Genomic DNA, 17,536 nt, shown 5'->3' with positions numbered 1-17,536 from the left:
CTGCTACAACTGCTGTAGCAAGGCTTTAATGTCACTGTAGCGCTGCTGCTCGCAAAGGCCAAAACCTGAAAGCTGCCTGACTTTATTACGGGTAAATAAAGGCACGCTCATGCCCGCTAAAAAGCGGCACTGAGTATCGATGCTGACATCACTAATTCCTTTAGCGGCTAAGTGCTGTTTAAGCTCTGCAACTTTACTGGCAATCACATTTTGCTCAGGCATTTGATGCACTAATGAATAGCTAAGCTTTACTTGCTGGCCTCTACACACTGAACAATGGCCACATTGCTGGGGTGCATTCTGGTCATCAAAATAGCGGGCTAAGTTATAACTTAAGCAGCTATCTAGCTCAAAAAAGCGCACTAAAGTGGCGATACGTTTAATTTCGGCCTGTTCTTTTTCGATAAAATATTGGTGAAGTTGCGGTGCTAAATCTGCGTGGTTTATTACCATGTTATTCACCTCATACACTTGCGTAATACGTTTAGTTTCAAGGGCTATATGACCTTTCTCGGCCAAATAATCGAGCGCTGCAACCACACGTTTTCTATCAACTTGAGTGGCACGGGTTAACGCATCAAAATTAAGTGTGCCCCAAATTTTCTTAAACTCAGTGTGTTTGAATACCTGTTGTAAAAACGCTTGTCGGTCAGCATCAAACTGGCTAAGTAGCTCGTTTTGATCCGTTAAAAACTTATATTTAAAATCGGCGTAATAGGCATATAAAGGCGTAATAGCCCCTTGCATTTCTAACTGCACCAGTAAGGTTTTTAATGCTAAAGCACGAATATTACTTTCGCTCGATAAGCTGTACTCTTGCATTTCCCACTGGTTATTCGTTTGCTCGTTACGAATGTTATTAATGACATAGTCAATCCCACTTTGCTCGGGCGTGTCGGCATAAACAAAGTTCTCAACGGTATTTAAGCCATCAAGGTTTGCTAGGGTAAAACAGTTTGATGGCGCACCATCTCGCCCTGCACGGCCAATCTCTTGGCTATAATTTTCAATCGATTTTGGCAAATCATAGTGGATCACAAAACGAATATCAGACTTATCAACCCCCATCCCAAAAGCAATGGTTGCCACGACGATATTGATTTTACCCGCCATAAAATCATCTTGAATTTGCCAGCGTTTATCATCCTCAAGGCCTGCATGATAGGCCACTGCATTAAAGCCCGCTCTTGCCAAGCCTTCGGCCACTTGCTCAGCGGTATGCTGTAAGGTGACATAGACAATCCCTGCCCCTTGTTGGCTGGCTATGATATTTGCTAATTGCTGAGGTTTTTCTTGGCTTGCAACACTGAGCACTGATAAATCGAGGTTGCTTCGGTAAAAGCCAGTTTGCACTACACATTCTGGGGCAATGGCAAAACGCTCACACATATCGCGCTTTACTTTTTTAGTTGCGGTGGCGGTAAGTAGCAATACCAACGGAATATTAAGCTCTTCACGATAGCGCGGCAGTTTTAGATAATCAGGCCTAAAGTTGTGGCCCCATTCAGATATACAGTGTGCTTCATCAACCACCAGCATCGAAATAGGCACTTGTTTAATAAATTCACGGAAGCGCTCATTCTTAAAACGCTCAACTGAGACCATTAAAATTTTCACCTTTCCTGCGCGCACATCACTCATTACCGTATGGCTTTGCTCACTGGTTTGGCTTGAATCAAGGCTTGCCGCGTAAATACCTTTGCTATTTAAAAAGCTGATTTGATCTTTCATCAGTGCCAATAATGGCGATACCACTAAGGTCAAGTTGGGTAAGTGCAATGCGGTTAATTGATAGCACAAAGATTTACCTGAGCCAGTTGGAAAAATTGCCAACGACGATTGCTGATTTAATAGCTGCTCAATGGTTTGTTGCTGACCTTGGCGAAACTCATTAAAGCCAAAGTATTGATTCAACGAAGTGTGTAGTGGTGTAGTCATCCTGATCCCTCACTTTCATTCCCTTTTCAGGTAATGATAGGTCTCTTACTGCGAATTAGCCATGTTAACGTGTTTAACTCAATCTCCCAAGGCCATTGATATAACTAAGCGCACTATATTGTTCTTAACAGGTACTGACAAAACCAGTAAAAAGGCGCACAATGGGCGCGTTGCCATGGGGTATTGATGGATGGACTTGCAATACCTAAGCGCTTTTTCGCAAGAGTGTTTAGGTATTATACTTTTGAGGGCAACGTAATGATTAACCAACTTCCTAAAATCGTGATAATCGGTGGTGGCGCTGGTGGCTTAGAACTAGCAACACAATTAGGACACAAACTCGGGAAAAAACGTCAAGCAGAGATACTTTTAATCGATAAAAACCGCAGCCATATTTGGAAGCCGTTACTTCATGAAGTAGCGACGGGGTCGATTGATGCCGATTTAGACGGCGTTGTATACTCAGCTCATGCAGCAAAACATCATTATAATTTTCAACTCGGCAGCTTTTGCCACTTAGATCAAACCAACAAAACCATCACTTTAAGCGAGTTAAAAGACGAGCTTGGCCACCGAATTTTACCCGAGCGCCAAGTCAGTTATGACTACCTTGTACTTGCTATAGGCAGTGTCAGTAACGACTTTAATACCCCTGGCGTTAACAAGCACTGTTTTTACCTTGATTCAAACCAGCAAGCTGAACGCTTTCAGCATGCTCTACTCGATAACTTCACCCGTTTACATCAAGATGACGATCCACAGCATTCTTTAACCATTGCTATAGTGGGGGGTGGTGCAACCGGGGTTGAGCTGTCGGCAGAGCTTTATCATGTGTCAGACATGCTAAAAATGTATGGCCTTAATAAAATGACCGCGAAACGCTTACACATTGATTTAATTGAAGCGGGGCCGCGAATTTTGCCCGCATTACCCGAGCGCATTGCAAACTCAGCTAAGCGTGAACTGGTTAAATTAGGAGTAACAGTCCGCGAAGGCACGCAAGTAAAAGAAGCCACAGAAAACAGCTTTATTACCAAAAACGATGAACATATCAAAGCCGACATTATGGTTTGGGCTGCGGGTGTAAAAGCCCCTGATTTCATTAAAGGCATTGGTATCTTTGAACTTACCCGCAATAACCAAATTAAGGTGAACCAATATCTGCAAAGTAGCGTTAACGACGATATTTTTGTGATTGGTGATTGCTGTGCATTTACTCAAGAAGATGGCACGCAAGTGCCACCCAGAGCGCAATCGGCTCATCAAATGGCGCAATGTGTTGAAAAAAACCTTATAGCCACACTCAAAGGGCAGCCACTCAGTGCCTTTACCTACAGTGATCATGGCTCTTTAGTTAACTTGTCACGCTACAGCACGGTAGGCAGTTTAATGGGCAACCTAACCAGTAATAGCTTTTTTATAGAGGGTAAAATAGCGCGATTCATGTATATTTCGCTCTATCGTATGCATCAACGTGCCATCCATGGCAGTGCAAAAACTTTTGCACTGTGGATCAGCGAAAAAGTACTACGCGTTGTTAGGCCAAAAATGAAACTGCATTAAGCTACGGCATAAAGCCGGCAAATTAGTTGTTTGTCGGCTATTTATGCACTTCGTCCCTAGGTAATTGACATCACTCTACAAAGTCATACACTTCAAGCAAGATAGATCCATGGATTGAAGATGAAAAAAGGTATTTCGCTAACCGCTTTTGCAGTGCTTTGTGCCTGTGGGGCCTACCTGATATTAGATAAACCCACACCCGTCGAAGCGATAAGCAATGAAGTCTCGACATCTTCTGCTACTGTCGCTGAACAAAAAAAGGCTACGAGCCTCTTTAAACCATCAAACCAGACTAATAGCAAAGCAACAGAGCTGGCTAAACTCAAGCTAGCCAAACGCCAGTGTAAGCAACAAAGTTTAAAAGCCACTCAAGCTGCAGCTGATCACAGCCCAATAGAAGCAGCGATTAAACAAGCACTAAAAGACGGCGACTCCCTTGAAGATATTTTAAGTTATTCGGAACTTGTGAAAATATCCTACCGTTCATTTAGTACCTTAGTTATTAACGCCATCAAACAAAATGCAGAACAGCAATTTCAATATGCCTCATCAGTTAACATATTAAAAAGCTGGCAAGGGATTGAGGTCATTGATTATTTTGATATAGATACAATCAATCAACTAACGGCAATTGATGGACCCCTTAGTCAAAATACTGGCTCAATGATGTTTAATGTGCCATTACCTGAGCAAGTAAACAAAACAGCATTGTACAAACTATTGGATAACAACGATGATTTTAATACCTATTTAAAAACGCCGTTTAAAATCGGCCCATCAAGGCTCATTTCACCATCTATTTTGTTTCTTGTTAATGCTCATGCGCTTAGTTTAACTGAGTTTGAAAACGCAATATCTAGCAAAGAGTTTACTGTTAACGACATTGCTGTGGCTTTAAAAAGCAACTTACCTAATGATTACCTAACAGCGCTCATCTCTCAAACAGCACAGCTAAACGGCTCGCCTACAGCAATGAGTGATGACTTTATCGATGAACAACTGTATTTAAACCTTGCAGATGTCGCTGTGAGTGAATTTAACGTACCAATTTTAAAGTTATTAAGTGAGCGAGGTATTGAGCCCACTAATCAGCCAAATGTATTTACGGCTATGGATATTGCCATTGTAAACCTAAAAGGCAGCTCGAATAGCGAAGTGCAGCCACTAGAGAGCAAACACTTAGAAACACTAAGTTATCTAAAAAATAAAGGTTATCGAGCTCACGGCGAGCTTGTGCGCGATACACCGAACGATAGACTACTGATGCTTAAATCTTCATTCTTACCGAGTAGCCTTTTATTTGTTGGCGACCAAGTTGCTAATGATGCTTTTTCTCAGTTTATAGATTTAAAGCTAATCCCAAATAACCTAGCATTTCAACGTAAAGAAAAAGATAACTCAGCAATATCAAAAGCACTCAGCGCCTATGAACTACAAAAACAGCAAGCCAAAAAAATACCTCCTGAGTGTGACACGATAGATCAGCGGATCAATTCACTAGAAGCGATAAAAACACGCTCTCAAGCACTCAAAGAATTAGAAACACTCGAAGCGCAACAAGGCTTACTTACCCTGGACACCCTTCAAGCCATCGACCCTGTGCAGGTTCATAATTGGCAATTCTTGCATTTAAATGATTATAAATATCAAACCTCAACGCAGTACCAAACCTACAAAGAAGCAATTATTGAAAAAGACTTTAATACCATTGCCAGTATCACCCAAACAGCAAAACTGAGTACCCACCAGACAAATATGTTGCTCGCAGCAACAGTAGAAAACACTCAACAATTAACGTCTATTTGGCAAAACAGAGTCGACCCAACTGCACCTAAGAATCTTTATGTTTTTACTAAATTGCCATTAGCACAATGGCAAATATTGGCAGATAACGGCTTTGATTTTTCATTAAAAGACATGCAAAACAACGACATGTATTTTTATGCAAGCATGCATTCAAATGCAGCTGTTAAGTTTTTAATGAGCCTTGCAGTTACGCATGATTTTTCTAAACCCGGGCTTGATATTCTCGACCAAGCACTGGAGCAAAGCTATAACACACAAACCCTCGCTGACTATATGCCAAGCGCATTAAAACTTGTTGACCAGTATGAGCCTAACCACTTTCGTCGTGCCGAGCGTCTAAAAGTTTTTGTTCCTGATGTTTATGAAGAGCTTATTAAACTTGAGCCAAAACTTGCACCCAAAAATGGCACTGTAATGAATAACTATCTGTACAGCGCTTATTAAGCTCCTTACCTATTTGAGCCGTAAATTAACCTATCTGTTTTGAGCTTCGCCGCGTATAATGCCCACTTTTTGTGGGGCGCAAAAATTGAATATTATTACACTAAGCGTTTTATCGCTTGCTATGTCGACTGATGCTTTTGCAGCTTCAATCACCAAAGGCAGTACACTTAAAAATCCTCGTGTTCTGAGTGCAATCAAGCTTGGTTTATTGTTTGGCTGTATCGAAGCTATCGCACCGATTGTTGGCTGGCTGATTGGCAGTGCCGGTGCAGATTACGTTGAAGCCTTTGATCACTGGATTGCCTTTGTGTTGTTAGTGGGTTTAGGTGTTCATATGTTGCTTGAGAGTCGTAAAGAAGATGACGACGATGAAGAGGAACTTGCACCGAATACCAAGCGCTCTTTCATTGCCACACTACTAACTGCCGTTGGCACCAGTATAGATGCTATGACAGTAGGTATCAGCCTTGCTTTCATGAAAGTGAATATTTACTTAGCCGCCGCCATGATAGGCCTAGCAACCACAATTATGGTTACCATCGGCGCGCTACTTGGTAACGTAATGAGTGGCTGGGTAGGCAAAAAAGCCGAAGCAATTGGCGGTGTTGCACTTATTTTTATCGGCTGTGGCATCCTATACAGCCATACCGTGACTTAAACTAATAGCTTATCAAACTCTTCTTTGGGCATGGGCTTATAAAAATAGTAGAGCTAAGCTTGTTATTGTCTTGACTATATCCATACTCTGCGAATCAACCATCATGTCTCTAACAAATGATTGATCTACTTTTAAAACATCGACCGGAAAAAGCTTTAAATATGAAAGACTGGAATAACCCGTTCCAAAATCATCAATCGCAATAGTCAGGCCAAGCACCGCTAAATCATTCAGCATGCTCTTAGTTACTTCAAAATCTTCCATTAACGCACTTTCTGTAACTTCTAATTCGAGCAATTCACTCGGTAAGCCCGACATTTGGAGAGTTTGCGCCACAAAGTTGCAAAAGTTTTTATCCGTAAACTGCTTTGCTGAAATATTGACAGCAACCTTGATACGAAAGCCTTTATCTAACCACTCCTTTGCTGCGTAACAACTTTGCTTTAAAACTGACTCACCAAGAGCGTTAATAAGTCCAGTCTCTTCAGCTAAAGGAATAAATTCAACTGGCAATATAATTTGATTATTAGTATCTCGTAACCGAACAAGTGCTTCAACACCGACTATTTTTTGTGAACCCAGTGCGACCTTGGGTTGATAATAAACTTCTATCTTGTCGTTTTCTATCGAAGTACGAATCAGTTTTTCAACACTTTGGCGCTGTTTAAACTGATGCTCTAAATCATCTGAGTAATAACAAAAGCGATTACGTCCTTGCTCTTTCGCTTTATACATAGCGGCATCAGCATGAGTCATCATATCTTCTGCTGTCACTGATTCTCTAGGATAAATGCTAATACCTACACTCACTGACAAAATATAAGGTTGTTCATCAATTTTGAATGGTTCACTCATTGTATTAATGATGTCAGTAGCAATCACATCAATAATTGATGTTAGCTTTATTTCAGGGATTAATATCGCAAATTCATCACCGCCGATCCGCGCTAATGTGTAGTTTAAATCAATTAAAGATTCTAATCGCTTCGCAACAAGTTTAATTATTAAATCACCTTGTTGATGACCAAGTGTGTCATTCAAGTATTTAAAATGATCAATATCAATTAAAATTAAAGCAACTTGTTGCTCCTTGCTCTTGGCTACTTTGCAAGCATGGGAGACTCTATCATAAAGCAAGACTCGATTAGGCAAGTCGGTTAGTAAGTCATGATTAGCAAGGTGACTCATTTTAACTGCCATTGCCACTGACTCACTAACATCGTGAAAAACGATGATCCCACCACTGACACGACCATCATCATCACGAATTGGCGCAGCAGAATCTTCGACTCGATAAACACGGTTATCTAATGCTGTTAATTGGGTATTTAACGACATAGCAACAATACGATTTTCTCGCAAAGCAAGTAGGACAGGATTAACTAGGTTTTGTCCTGAATACGCATCAGTCAACTTCATCACGTCATCAATATGTTTTGCCTGAGCCTGCTGTGCTGAAAAACCCGTTAGCTTTTCAGCAATGGGATTCATAAACGTAATATGGGCTTCATTATCTGTTGCGATAACCGCATCACCAATCGAGTTGAGCATTACTCGCAATCGCTCAGACTCAGCAGCTAATAACTTTTTAGTGCGCTTAATTGATGTTATATCCGTAAGCGTCAATATAACGCCTACCGCTTGTCCTTCATGAAATTGTAAATTAATTTGTGCCCTAACATGCTCAATATTATCGCTCGGATCGACAAACGGTACATTTAACACTTCCTGCAGCTTTTGCTCTTCTAAACAGTTATGCAAAGCAAGATATAGATCATCAGGAAGAATATCTTTAGCTCTGTGACCAATCATCTCATTGCCACTTACGGCAAACCACTGACAAGTCATGTCATTATTAAAAAGGTTTAGCTCTTGCACTGACCAATAAGAAATAAATACCGGAACTTGAGCTATTAGTGCCGCAACGTCATCTTTTGCAGTACTTATTTGCGCTTCCTGTTGCTTCATTTTTAGATGATTTACTATTCTCAACCGACATAGATTTAAGTCTACAGGCTTATGAATTAAATCAACCCCACCATTCTCAAAACTCTGATACTCAAATATTTGTTCATTATGCGAGGTAACAAAAATAACGATTGATAGGGCTGTTAGTGGGTTTTGTTTAATAGCTTTGCATACTTCGAAGCCATTCATATTTGGCATTTCAATATCAAGTAAAATAATATCGGGCCTGAATGAAAATGCTACGCCTAAGGCTTCAACTCCTGACGCACATCCAATAACTTCACCTAAATCACCAAGAGCCTCAGTCATCACCAATAGGCTTGTAGGTTCATCATCAACAACGAGTATTTTACTCTGCCGATTATTTAGATGAGAAAAAAGCAAGACTATGACCTCAATTAATGTAACTAAAAAAACTCTAGTCCTATCTCATCAGTAGCGCCAATAAAAAATATAATTTTCCATTCTTTAGTTGTAGAAATTCTAAAAATTCAGTCTATGCTTAATCAACACTCAGGGAGAAGATAATTTGCAATCTAATGAAGTAAATAACAACAAACTGATTGATGATTCCATCATTTTGATAGTCGATGACGAGCCAATCAATGCGACTGTCATTGAAGGCCTACTAGCATCACATTTTAAAACCCACACGATTAATTGTGGTGAAGAAGTGATGTCTGTTTGTGACTCTATTAAACCCGATCTAATATTGTTAGATGTCATGTTAGGGTCTATGAGTGGTCTTGATGTGTGTAAAGAGCTAAAAGCTCACCCTTCTTATAAAGATATTCCGGTTATATTCATCACTGCAATTATGGATCAAGAAGATCAAAACCAATGCTGGCAAGCCGGCGCTGTGGATTTTGTAGCTAAGCCAGTCTATGGTGTAACCCTTCTAAACAGAGTGACTGCACACCTGACATTAAAGAAACAAGCAGATCTTTTAAAACAACAGACACAGCAAGACAGCCTAACGGGATTAAAAAACCGCCGTTCTTTAAATACGACTCTGACGCAAAATCTATTACTTGCGAAACGTCATAGTCAGGCGCTATCTGTGCTGATGATTGATATAGACTGGTTTAAACAATACAACGATCAGCTTGGACATCAACAAGGCGACAACTGCTTAATAAAAGTAGCTACAGAAATCAAAAATAGTATTAACCGACCAACAGACACAACTATTCGCTACGGTGGTGAAGAATTCCTCTGTATTTTACCTGATACCGATATTCAAGGAGCACAGTTTATTGCTCATAAGCTATTGGCCAACATTAAAAATCTAGCTATTAAACACCCAACTACAGAGTCAGGAATAGTCTCGATAAGCGTGGGAAGCGCAACACTGTCTGATGATAAAAATTTTACTCCAGAAAATTTAATCAACAGTGCAGATACAGCGCTATATCAGGCTAAACAACAAGGAAGAAATCGCTGCGTTTGTATTATCGCAACCAGTGAATAATTTAAATTTTTGTAGATTTTTTCAAAATGACATAACTATACAGGCAAATAAAAAATGAACAGTGAGATGTCAGGGAAGCAGCAAACAACAAACTCGAAAAGCGAAAGTTTAGAATTGAACCATTGGAATAAAAAAGCTGCACTTTACCGACTCATGAACAATGAGGTCTTGCTCATTAGAGTAAGCAAAATGTTTTTAGATAGTTCTCATGTCAAATTAGCGTCACTATCTCAGTCCATACAGAACAGAGACTTTAAAACAACTACATCAGCCAGTTATTCACTTAAAGGAGCCTGCGGCGATTTAGGTGCTACAAGATTAGATCAACACCTAAGCGAATTAATTGTATTAATCGCCAATGAGCGTCACCCTTTTGAGGAGATACAATCGAAATTATTTGAAATAAAAAAAGACTACCAAGTATTACTGACAATCTTACAAAAATACACCTCTTGATAAACCACTTAGTTTTAATTTAGCAACCACGTTAGCGTAGCGTCAAAAATGCTCGTCTAGGTGAATCTTTGTCTTCAAATTTTCATAAAGTGGGAGTATGTTTATACAAACCACTAAAGGAATGACGCTATGACCGCTAAAACGCTGATTTTCAACTTTGATGGCACAGGCAGTGAGCCTCGTGATGCTGAACAATTCAGCGCCGCACATTTCAAAGAAGACGCCAGTATTTCTAATATTCTTAAACTTCATTTATTGTTTGGCGGCGCACTCAATAGCGAACCCGCAACACCATTTCCAGCTCAACTTAGCTTTTATTATCAAGGTATAGGCACCCAAGGTAGTCGCTTTCGACGTTTATTCAATCAAGCCCTTGCGCCAAGAGGTGATGATGTTGCCAGCATTTTAAACCGGGCTATGGGCGACTTTAAAAGCTATTACAATGTAGGCGACAAGATACTTCTAACTGGTTTTAGCCGCGGTGCTGCTCTTGCTAGGCGCTTTGCCAAATGTTTAGAGCCACTTATCAGTGATGATGTGTACTTATGTGTATTCGATACCGTTGCATCAATAGGCTTTTCGAAAGTAACAAAAGCAACCCGCGGTGCTGAGCATGTCATTTTTGAAAACTACACACTAGCAAGCAATATAAAAGCTGCCCTTCATTGCGTGGCACTTGATGAAAAACGCCGTGCATTTGAACCCACACTTATAAACAGTGCACCGCATGTGCAAGAGATCTGGTTTGCAGGCGCCCATTCTGATGTGGGTGGCGGCTATTATCGTGATGGCTTAGCAGACATTTGTCTGCGCTATGCGATTGAGTGGCTGATTGAACAAACCGTTGCATTAAACTTACTTACCAGCGCGGATATCAATTACAACACTCTGCTCCCAGAAGAGCATCGTAACCTCATTGCACAAGATGATGTAACCGTTACCCCAGATCCGCTAGCTCTTAGTCATCAACAAAACTATTTTTGGTTTAACCCGTTGTTCAAACTGGTAGATCGCGAATGCTGTGTATTGGTTGATAACGAACAAAGCACGCTCGCACCAACCATTCATTACACAGTAGCAGAGCGCATTAATCGCCTAACGAGCTATCGTCCGGAGTCGTTAAAAAGCCTTCATTACGATGTACTTTATAGCGATGAAACCCGCTTGAAATTTAAAGGCTTAAGCCCACATATTGCGCTTGATAAACAAAATATGACGGTGTTGGGCATAGACGAAAGTAAAGATGTGCTTGTGTATGGCGCTGAAAAGTACAATCACACAGGCTTAATGTTAGAGCAAGGTGGCACGTACCGATTTACGCCTTACCCAGAGCAAACTTGGTATGACGACGGCATTAGTTGCGGACCTGCAGGTTGGCACCGCGACAATATCCAACTTGGGGTGAAAGAAATCCCAATGGCCGTGCTTGAACCGTTTAGACGTTTACCCCACGCACAATGGTTTGCGCTAATTGGTGCTATCGATAACAACGACGATCATTTATTTGAAATTGCTGAGGGTGCTGATATTCGTATTGCTAAATCAGGTGAGTTTTGTCCTTTTGCCAACGACCTAAACCGCTTTTATGGGGCGAATGCGGGGCGAATTAAATTGCGTGTGACTCGTTTAGGATAATTTAGTGATTAGGCTAGCTTAGTGCTTAACATAGCGAGCGATAATCTCGGTTATCGCTTGCTGGTTGTTTATAATTGCTGAGTTAATAGCTGCTCTGTCTTCTGCTAAAAGGGTTGTTTCACTCAGCATAAAATGGACGCTGTCATTATTGACAATATACGGATGCAACTCGATCCCCTGCTGGTTATTTTTTTGAATTAAATATAAACCGGCTAATTCATCATCAACAAAAAAATCGACCCGCTTAGCAACCAGCATAGCTAGCCGCTGGCGCAAAGAGGGTACAGTAACGAGTAGCTCTTTATACTTTGGTTCTTCTTTTAAATGAGTAAAGTCAGATCCAAAGTAGCTCCCGCTGTTAGTTAAAATAACTTGCTGATGTTCGAGCAAACCTTGCAAGTCTAAAGACTCTAACCGGCCATGAGGATACCAAAACAAGCGCATCACTTCATTACGGTAAGGCTCTGAAAAAAAACTAAAAGAGTCACGCTCTGTGCTATAACTTGCGGCAGGTAGTAAATCGACTTTACCGTGTTTAAGCTCTGTAAACCCGCGTTTAGATGAAGGCATGACGACGTATGTTGCACAAAACCCTGCCTCATTTAGTACTAAGTTGACCACATCGATATCTATGCCGGTGAGTTCACCGTTTTGCGTAAAGACATAAGGCGCCCACTGCTGACTAATTCCCACTTTTAAGGTTTTATCGCAGCTAAATACCGAGTTACTAAATACAAAAACGGTAAGTAAAAACAACACGCTTAACCTCATTTATCCACCTTAGCTTTAATACTTACAGATCATATTATTCAAGTATGGTTGATAATGCCTGAAAGATCAGTGTATGAAATGAGAAACAGAAAGTTAGTAAGTTTTAAGGGGAAAGTTCCGAAATGCGAGGTGGCAGCCCGTAGGACTGGCTTTAGCCGGGAAATGTCTTAAGTTAGCGAGTTTCAAGGGGAAAGAGTAAAGTTAAGAGATTCGAGGTGCGAGATACGAGTCTGTAGCAGAGTTTTTACATCACGCCCTAGCACCTAAACCCCAGCGCCTATGTTTTCCCCCGTAGGCGTGAAACTTGTTTCGCGCGTCTGAAGATAAGAAATTTGCAAAGGTTTACATGGATTATGTTGGGTTTCACTCCGTTCTACCCAACCTACTTCCCCCACAAAAAAAGCAGCCATGCGGCTGCTTTAAAGGGAAATCACATTTTAATGATGGGCATTAAATGTGGTTGTTACACTTAAAGTGCTTTCCATACATCCGCGACGCCTGGCTCGTCTCCTTGAGTCCACCATTTCGCTTCGTATTTATTACCTTGGTGAGTGACTTGGTCACCACCGTTATAGATACCCGCAGCTTGCCATACAACATCACCGTTCCCATCTGTTGGTTGTGAGCTAGCTTCCCATGGGCCGCCTAAATCAGGGCGGTCACCCTGTGTCCACCATTTAGCTGTGTATTCTATGCCGTTATAAATCACCGTATCACCACCAACATAAGTCGCCGCTGCATCCCATGTGGTTTCACCATCTGGCGGAGTTGTTGTACCAGAATCTGTCACGGTAACATTAAAGCTCACTGCAGTCGCTGTTTGCCCATCGCTTACTGAAACCGACACAACATAGCTTGTATCAGCATCAACGCTGCCCGCTTGTAAGCTCACATCAGCACCTGAACCCACTAACGTTAAACCTGCTGGCACTGTCCAGCTGTATGAAAGAGCATCGCCATCAGCATCAGATGCCGAAACAGCCACGTCCACACTCGCCTCTTCTGCCACTGTTTTATCAGCAATTGCCGCAACCACTGGTGCTTGGTTCTCGCCTGTTGTTGGTGCTACAACATTTACAGTAACGTTACGGCTTACACTTGCCTCACCATCGCTCACACTCACAGCAACCGTGTATTGCGTATCAGCAGTCACTGATGGCGCTGTGATAACAAGGGTATTTGAATTTTCACCGCTTACTGTTAATGCGCTGTCAGCTGCCCAGCTAAAGCTTAGTGGATCGTTATCAGCATCTGTTGCCGATGCACTAACAGATACACTTTCGCCAGAGTTTACAGATACTGTGCTTGATACAGATAGCACTGGCGCTCTATTGCTAGGCTCAGTGACTGTGCCGCCAAGTGCCTCGTGCATGGCATTAAGAATATCGCCATTATCAGCATCAATTTCCCATGCAAATAGGCCACCTAGGTTATATTGATTAACATAAGCACCTTTTGCCAAAACAGAACGACGGTTATCGTATGTAATTAATTTACCGTTACTGCGGTTCCATACATAAGCGGCTTCGGCTTGTTCGTCATAACCTGTTTCAAACCCATTGATGCCATTTTCTGCAGTGCCCAGCATGTAAGTTTTGATGCCTTTATAATCGATAACACCGTCTTCCCATACGCCTTGCGCTGTAGTGCCTTTAAGTTTGCCGTTGCCCGGTGCTGTCATAGGGTTATCAGCGATAGTGGCATTTTCTGGATAAACGCCTTCCCAGCCACGGCCATACATAGCGGCACCTACCACGATTTTCTTCGATGGTACGTTTTGCGCAAGTAGATTTTGCACTGCGTTATCAGTTGTGTAAGCAGGGCCTTTATATGGAACGCCTTCTTCATCGACACCTGTGCCATCACACTGACCAACACGGAAATGCGATGAACAATAAAGCGCAGCCTGATGGCCTGTCACATTGCTCCATGCACCATAGTAGTCATAGCTCATTAAGAAAATGTAATCCATATATTGTTGAGCTTGTGAATAATCAACATCTTCAATTTTGTCGTAACCCGCACCAATCGCTGATGTTAATTCATACTCACGACCTGTCTCGGCTTCAAGCTTATCAAGCATTGCGCGCAGCTCTTGCATTAACGCAACGTATGCAGGGCCGTCAGCAACTGGGTCGCCTAAGTTTGGATTAGCACCCTGACCACCCGGGTATTCCCAGTCAATATCAACACCGTCGTAGAACTTCCACGTTCTTAAAAACTCTTCCATTGATGCCACAAACGTGTCGCGATTTGCTTTATCGGTAAAGTAGGCAAATGGGTCTGATAAAGTCCAACCACCCACTGATGGTAAAATTTTCAGATCAGGATAGCGCTGCTTTAACGCCATTAACTGCGAATATGTACCACGAATTGGGTCATTACTATCAACACCCGGTAGCGCTTTTTGAATCGCAGCCCATGGGTCGTGGATCACAACTTCAAAATCTTGCGAACCCGCACAGGCAGTATTTAGCGCGTTTTTAGGGCCACCTGTTAACGAGTCATTAGGTCCACAAATTGGAATAAACCCATACAAGATATGACTGAGGTTTTGTGCTGGTATATTGGTTACGTCGAAATCGCGACCATAAATACCCCATTCAACAAAGTAGGCACCGGTAACAAGACCATCTTTGGTGCCAATATCTTGGTTGTTTGGATCATAATCCATCGGCAATGGCGCTAAGTGACCGCCATCTGTATCGGCAATAACAATTGGCTTACCTTCACTGCGCGCACAGGTGGTACCGCCTTCACATAGTTCTACATATAATGTGTGACGACCTGCTTTATCATACGGGAAGCTAATAACACCACTTTTAGTGCCTGCTGCCAGCGAGCCTTCATTAACCAACATATCATCGAAGTACACTTTATAGCTGTCGCCGCCATCCCCACTCCATGCGTTCCATTCAATGCTGATAGTGACTTCATCAACGCGGTTCACTAAGCTCTTGTATGAGCCTGTACCTTCAAGATCAACCTCAACAAATGAGTACTCTTGTGGCTCCCAAATAATGGTGGGTGTTGAAGGTGCTGCATTCGCTGCACTTGCAAAGAGTGCAACACCAATGGCTGCGCTTAATTGTTTTATATTCATGATTCTCTCTTATCTGTTTTTATATAGCGTTACGCTGTTATTGATAAAGTTTGAACTACAAAACTTTAGATTTCTGTCCATACTTGGCTGGCACCCGGTACATCTCCTTGGGTCCACCACTGCGCTCGATAGCGCTGTCCTTGATAGGTTACTTCGTCGCCGCCTTGATAGGCTTTGCCGCTGTTCCACTCGATTGATGCACTGCCTGATTCAAGCTGCCATGCATCACTACTGTCTGGTTGTGCGCCTTGGTTCCACCATTTCGCACTGTAAACTCCGCCGTTAAAACTCACTTTATCGCCCGTGTTGTATTGGCTTGTGCTATTCCAAGCAGGCACGCTCGGATCAACAGGGTCAGGGTCGACCACAGTGCTATTGAGCACAGTCACGGTAAAACTTACTTGGCTTGTGAGCTCGCCATCTGACACCGATACTCTTACGGTGTAGCTTGTATCAGCATCTACAGAGGGGGCATTTAGCGTGATGTTGGCATCGCTACCCGTAAAGCTCAGTGGTGCAGGTACATCCCAGCTATAAGTTAATGTGCTTTGTTGATCATCAAAGGCGTGTAGGTGTATCGCGGTGCTGCTTTCTTCTTCGACTTGAAGGTCATCTGGTTGATGAATAATTGGCGCGGTATTGTCAGGAGCCGCTTGTACGCTTAGTGCAAAGCTGTAATTTGCATTCGTTGTAAAGACCTGATTAGTCATTAAATCAGACGCATCAAAGGCAATATCTCCAGCGCTATTTTGCACGCCAATATTAACTAAGTGCGCGTAATTAAGGTTTAACAGTGCTGCAAATTCAGCCTGCCAATTAGCTTGGTTATCAGCTGTGATCTGCATTTGTTGAGTGAGTAACTCTTGGCCATTTTCATCAAATAACCTCGCTGACACTCTACCGCCAACCTCAGCGTCTTGTCCTTGACGAACAAAGTAGCTAATTGCTGCCCAATCGGTTGGCTCTGTCGGGGTCGCATCGCTGACAATATTAATATCGCTACAGTTGTAGAAGCCTTCGCCACCGGCATCATCTCGTTGCCAACGCGTGTATAAAATGGCATCGCCACTGCGCCCTTGTGGAATAGATACGCTCATTTCATAGTAACGGCCGTTGTTAGCATCAATGCTAAAATCAAGATTACCGTACTCTTCAACAAGCTCTAGGTCGTCCCAAGTAAGCACTTGAGTCGCACTATCAAAGCCCGGTTTTGTTAAATAAAACTGCCAGAAACTCGGGTTATGCGGCGTACTTGCTAAAAAACGCACTAAAATATCGCCATTCGCATTAGGAATAACCTCACTGCGTTGCCAATGCGCTGAAGGTAAATCCATACCGCGTTTTTCAGGGTCGCCTGCGGCACATAATCGGCCATCAGGCACGCTTTGCTTTACTGCATCAAGGCTTGTGTAATCAATGGTATTAGCTGAAAATTCAATGTCTTGAACAAACTGTACATGCCCTGCTTCAACAAACGCTGCACGACAAGCTAGGTTAGGAATACCACTGCCATCAGCAGGCCACCAGTACCCACCATCAGCATTACATATCGCTTGACGAGCCTTCGGGCTTTCTAAAAATCCGTGGGCATTCACATGGCTTGATGCACAGGCAAGCAGCATACTGGTTGCCACTGCCGATAAAGACAATGCCTTTGATTTCATTACTTTCATTGTTGTTCTCGCTGTAGAAATGCGGAGCAAAGTGCTTGCTCCGCTTAGTT

At 42.3% G+C, this 17,536-nt stretch carries 11 protein-coding genes; 6 read left to right on the top strand and 5 right to left on the bottom strand.

Features of this window, described 5'->3' with window-relative positions; translation table 11 throughout:
* Positions 1-3: 3 nt before the first annotated feature.
* Positions 4-1,938 (bottom strand): RecQ family ATP-dependent DNA helicase, encoded by a 1,935-nt coding sequence (locus tag AOG27_RS13070; protein WP_054553459.1) that lies wholly within the window; start codon positions 1,936-1,938, stop codon positions 4-6.
* A 258-nt stretch (positions 1,939-2,196) separates the two neighbouring features.
* On the opposite strand from AOG27_RS13070, the gene AOG27_RS13065 reads away from it, so the two are divergent.
* From AOG27_RS13065 to AOG27_RS13055, 3 genes are all read left to right on the top strand, one after another.
* Positions 2,197-3,501, top strand: coding sequence for an NAD(P)/FAD-dependent oxidoreductase (locus tag AOG27_RS13065; protein ID WP_054553623.1), 1,305 nt, complete (start codon positions 2,197-2,199; stop codon positions 3,499-3,501).
* A 120-nt stretch (positions 3,502-3,621) separates the two neighbouring features.
* Complete coding sequence (locus AOG27_RS13060; RefSeq protein WP_054553458.1) at positions 3,622-5,751, top strand: hypothetical protein; 2,130 nt, start codon at positions 3,622-3,624, stop codon at positions 5,749-5,751.
* Between the two features lie 85 nt (positions 5,752-5,836).
* Positions 5,837-6,409 carry a manganese efflux pump MntP family protein gene (locus tag AOG27_RS13055; protein ID WP_054553622.1) on the top strand — a complete coding sequence of 191 codons (573 nt, stop codon included), beginning with the start codon at positions 5,837-5,839 and terminating at the stop codon, positions 6,407-6,409.
* Between the two features lie 36 nt (positions 6,410-6,445).
* On the opposite strand, the gene AOG27_RS13050 is transcribed toward AOG27_RS13055, so the two are convergent.
* The gene (locus AOG27_RS13050) at positions 6,446-8,761 is read right to left on the bottom strand and encodes an EAL domain-containing protein (protein WP_235523701.1); all 2,316 of its coding nucleotides are present in this window, start codon (positions 8,759-8,761) and stop codon (positions 6,446-6,448) included.
* Positions 8,762-8,906: 145 nt separating this feature from the next.
* Between AOG27_RS13050 and AOG27_RS13045 the strand changes: the two genes are divergently transcribed.
* The 3 genes from AOG27_RS13045 (at position 8,907) to AOG27_RS13035 (ending at position 11,939) form a co-directional block, all read left to right on the top strand.
* Positions 8,907-9,848 carry a diguanylate cyclase gene (locus tag AOG27_RS13045; RefSeq protein ID WP_054553456.1) on the top strand — a complete coding sequence of 314 codons (942 nt, stop codon included), beginning with the start codon at positions 8,907-8,909 and terminating at the stop codon, positions 9,846-9,848.
* Positions 9,849-9,902: 54 nt separating this feature from the next.
* Entirely contained in the window at positions 9,903-10,304 is a 402-nt protein-coding gene (locus AOG27_RS13040) for an Hpt domain-containing protein (protein WP_054553455.1), read from the top strand.
* A 129-nt stretch (positions 10,305-10,433) separates the two neighbouring features.
* A complete protein-coding gene (locus tag AOG27_RS13035; protein ID WP_054553454.1) occupies positions 10,434-11,939 on the top strand; it encodes a T6SS phospholipase effector Tle1-like catalytic domain-containing protein in 1,506 nt (501 codons plus the stop codon).
* An 18-nt stretch (positions 11,940-11,957) separates the two neighbouring features.
* Here the strand turns inward: AOG27_RS13035 and AOG27_RS13030 are convergent, their stop codons facing one another.
* The 3 genes from AOG27_RS13030 to AOG27_RS13020 form a co-directional block, all read right to left on the bottom strand.
* Entirely contained in the window at positions 11,958-12,710 is a 753-nt protein-coding gene (locus AOG27_RS13030; protein WP_054553453.1) for a substrate-binding periplasmic protein, read from the bottom strand.
* A 469-nt stretch (positions 12,711-13,179) separates the two neighbouring features.
* Entirely contained in the window at positions 13,180-15,813 is a 2,634-nt protein-coding gene (locus AOG27_RS13025) for a glycosyl hydrolase family 18 protein (RefSeq protein WP_054553452.1), read from the bottom strand.
* A 65-nt stretch (positions 15,814-15,878) separates the two neighbouring features.
* Positions 15,879-17,486 (bottom strand): lytic polysaccharide monooxygenase, encoded by a 1,608-nt coding sequence (locus tag AOG27_RS13020; RefSeq protein ID WP_054553451.1) that lies wholly within the window; start codon positions 17,484-17,486, stop codon positions 15,879-15,881.
* Positions 17,487-17,536 lie beyond the last annotated feature (50 nt).

Origin of the sequence: Pseudoalteromonas lipolytica (assembly GCF_001306915.1) — a bacterium.
In the GTDB taxonomy this organism is placed as follows: domain Bacteria; phylum Pseudomonadota; class Gammaproteobacteria; order Enterobacterales; family Alteromonadaceae; genus Pseudoalteromonas; species Pseudoalteromonas simplex.
This window is presented reverse-complemented; position numbering and strand designations above follow the sequence as displayed.

Coding starts and splice junctions, on each gene's coding strand:
- AOG27_RS13065 (WP_054553623.1), top strand. CDS start 2,197: ATGATTAACCAACTTCCTAAAATCGTGATAATCGGTGGTGGCGCTGGT.
- AOG27_RS13040 (WP_054553455.1), top strand. CDS start 9,903: ATGAACAGTGAGATGTCAGGGAAGCAGCAAACAACAAACTCGAAAAGC.
- AOG27_RS13070 (WP_054553459.1), bottom strand. CDS start 1,938: ATGACTACACCACTACACACTTCGTTGAATCAATACTTTGGCTTTAAT.
- AOG27_RS13035 (WP_054553454.1), top strand. CDS start 10,434: ATGACCGCTAAAACGCTGATTTTCAACTTTGATGGCACAGGCAGTGAG.
- AOG27_RS13025 (WP_054553452.1), bottom strand. CDS start 15,813: ATGAATATAAAACAATTAAGCGCAGCCATTGGTGTTGCACTCTTTGCA.
- AOG27_RS13030 (WP_054553453.1), bottom strand. CDS start 12,710: ATGAGGTTAAGCGTGTTGTTTTTACTTACCGTTTTTGTATTTAGTAAC.
- AOG27_RS13020 (WP_054553451.1), bottom strand. CDS start 17,486: ATGAAAGTAATGAAATCAAAGGCATTGTCTTTATCGGCAGTGGCAACC.
- AOG27_RS13060 (WP_054553458.1), top strand. CDS start 3,622: ATGAAAAAAGGTATTTCGCTAACCGCTTTTGCAGTGCTTTGTGCCTGT.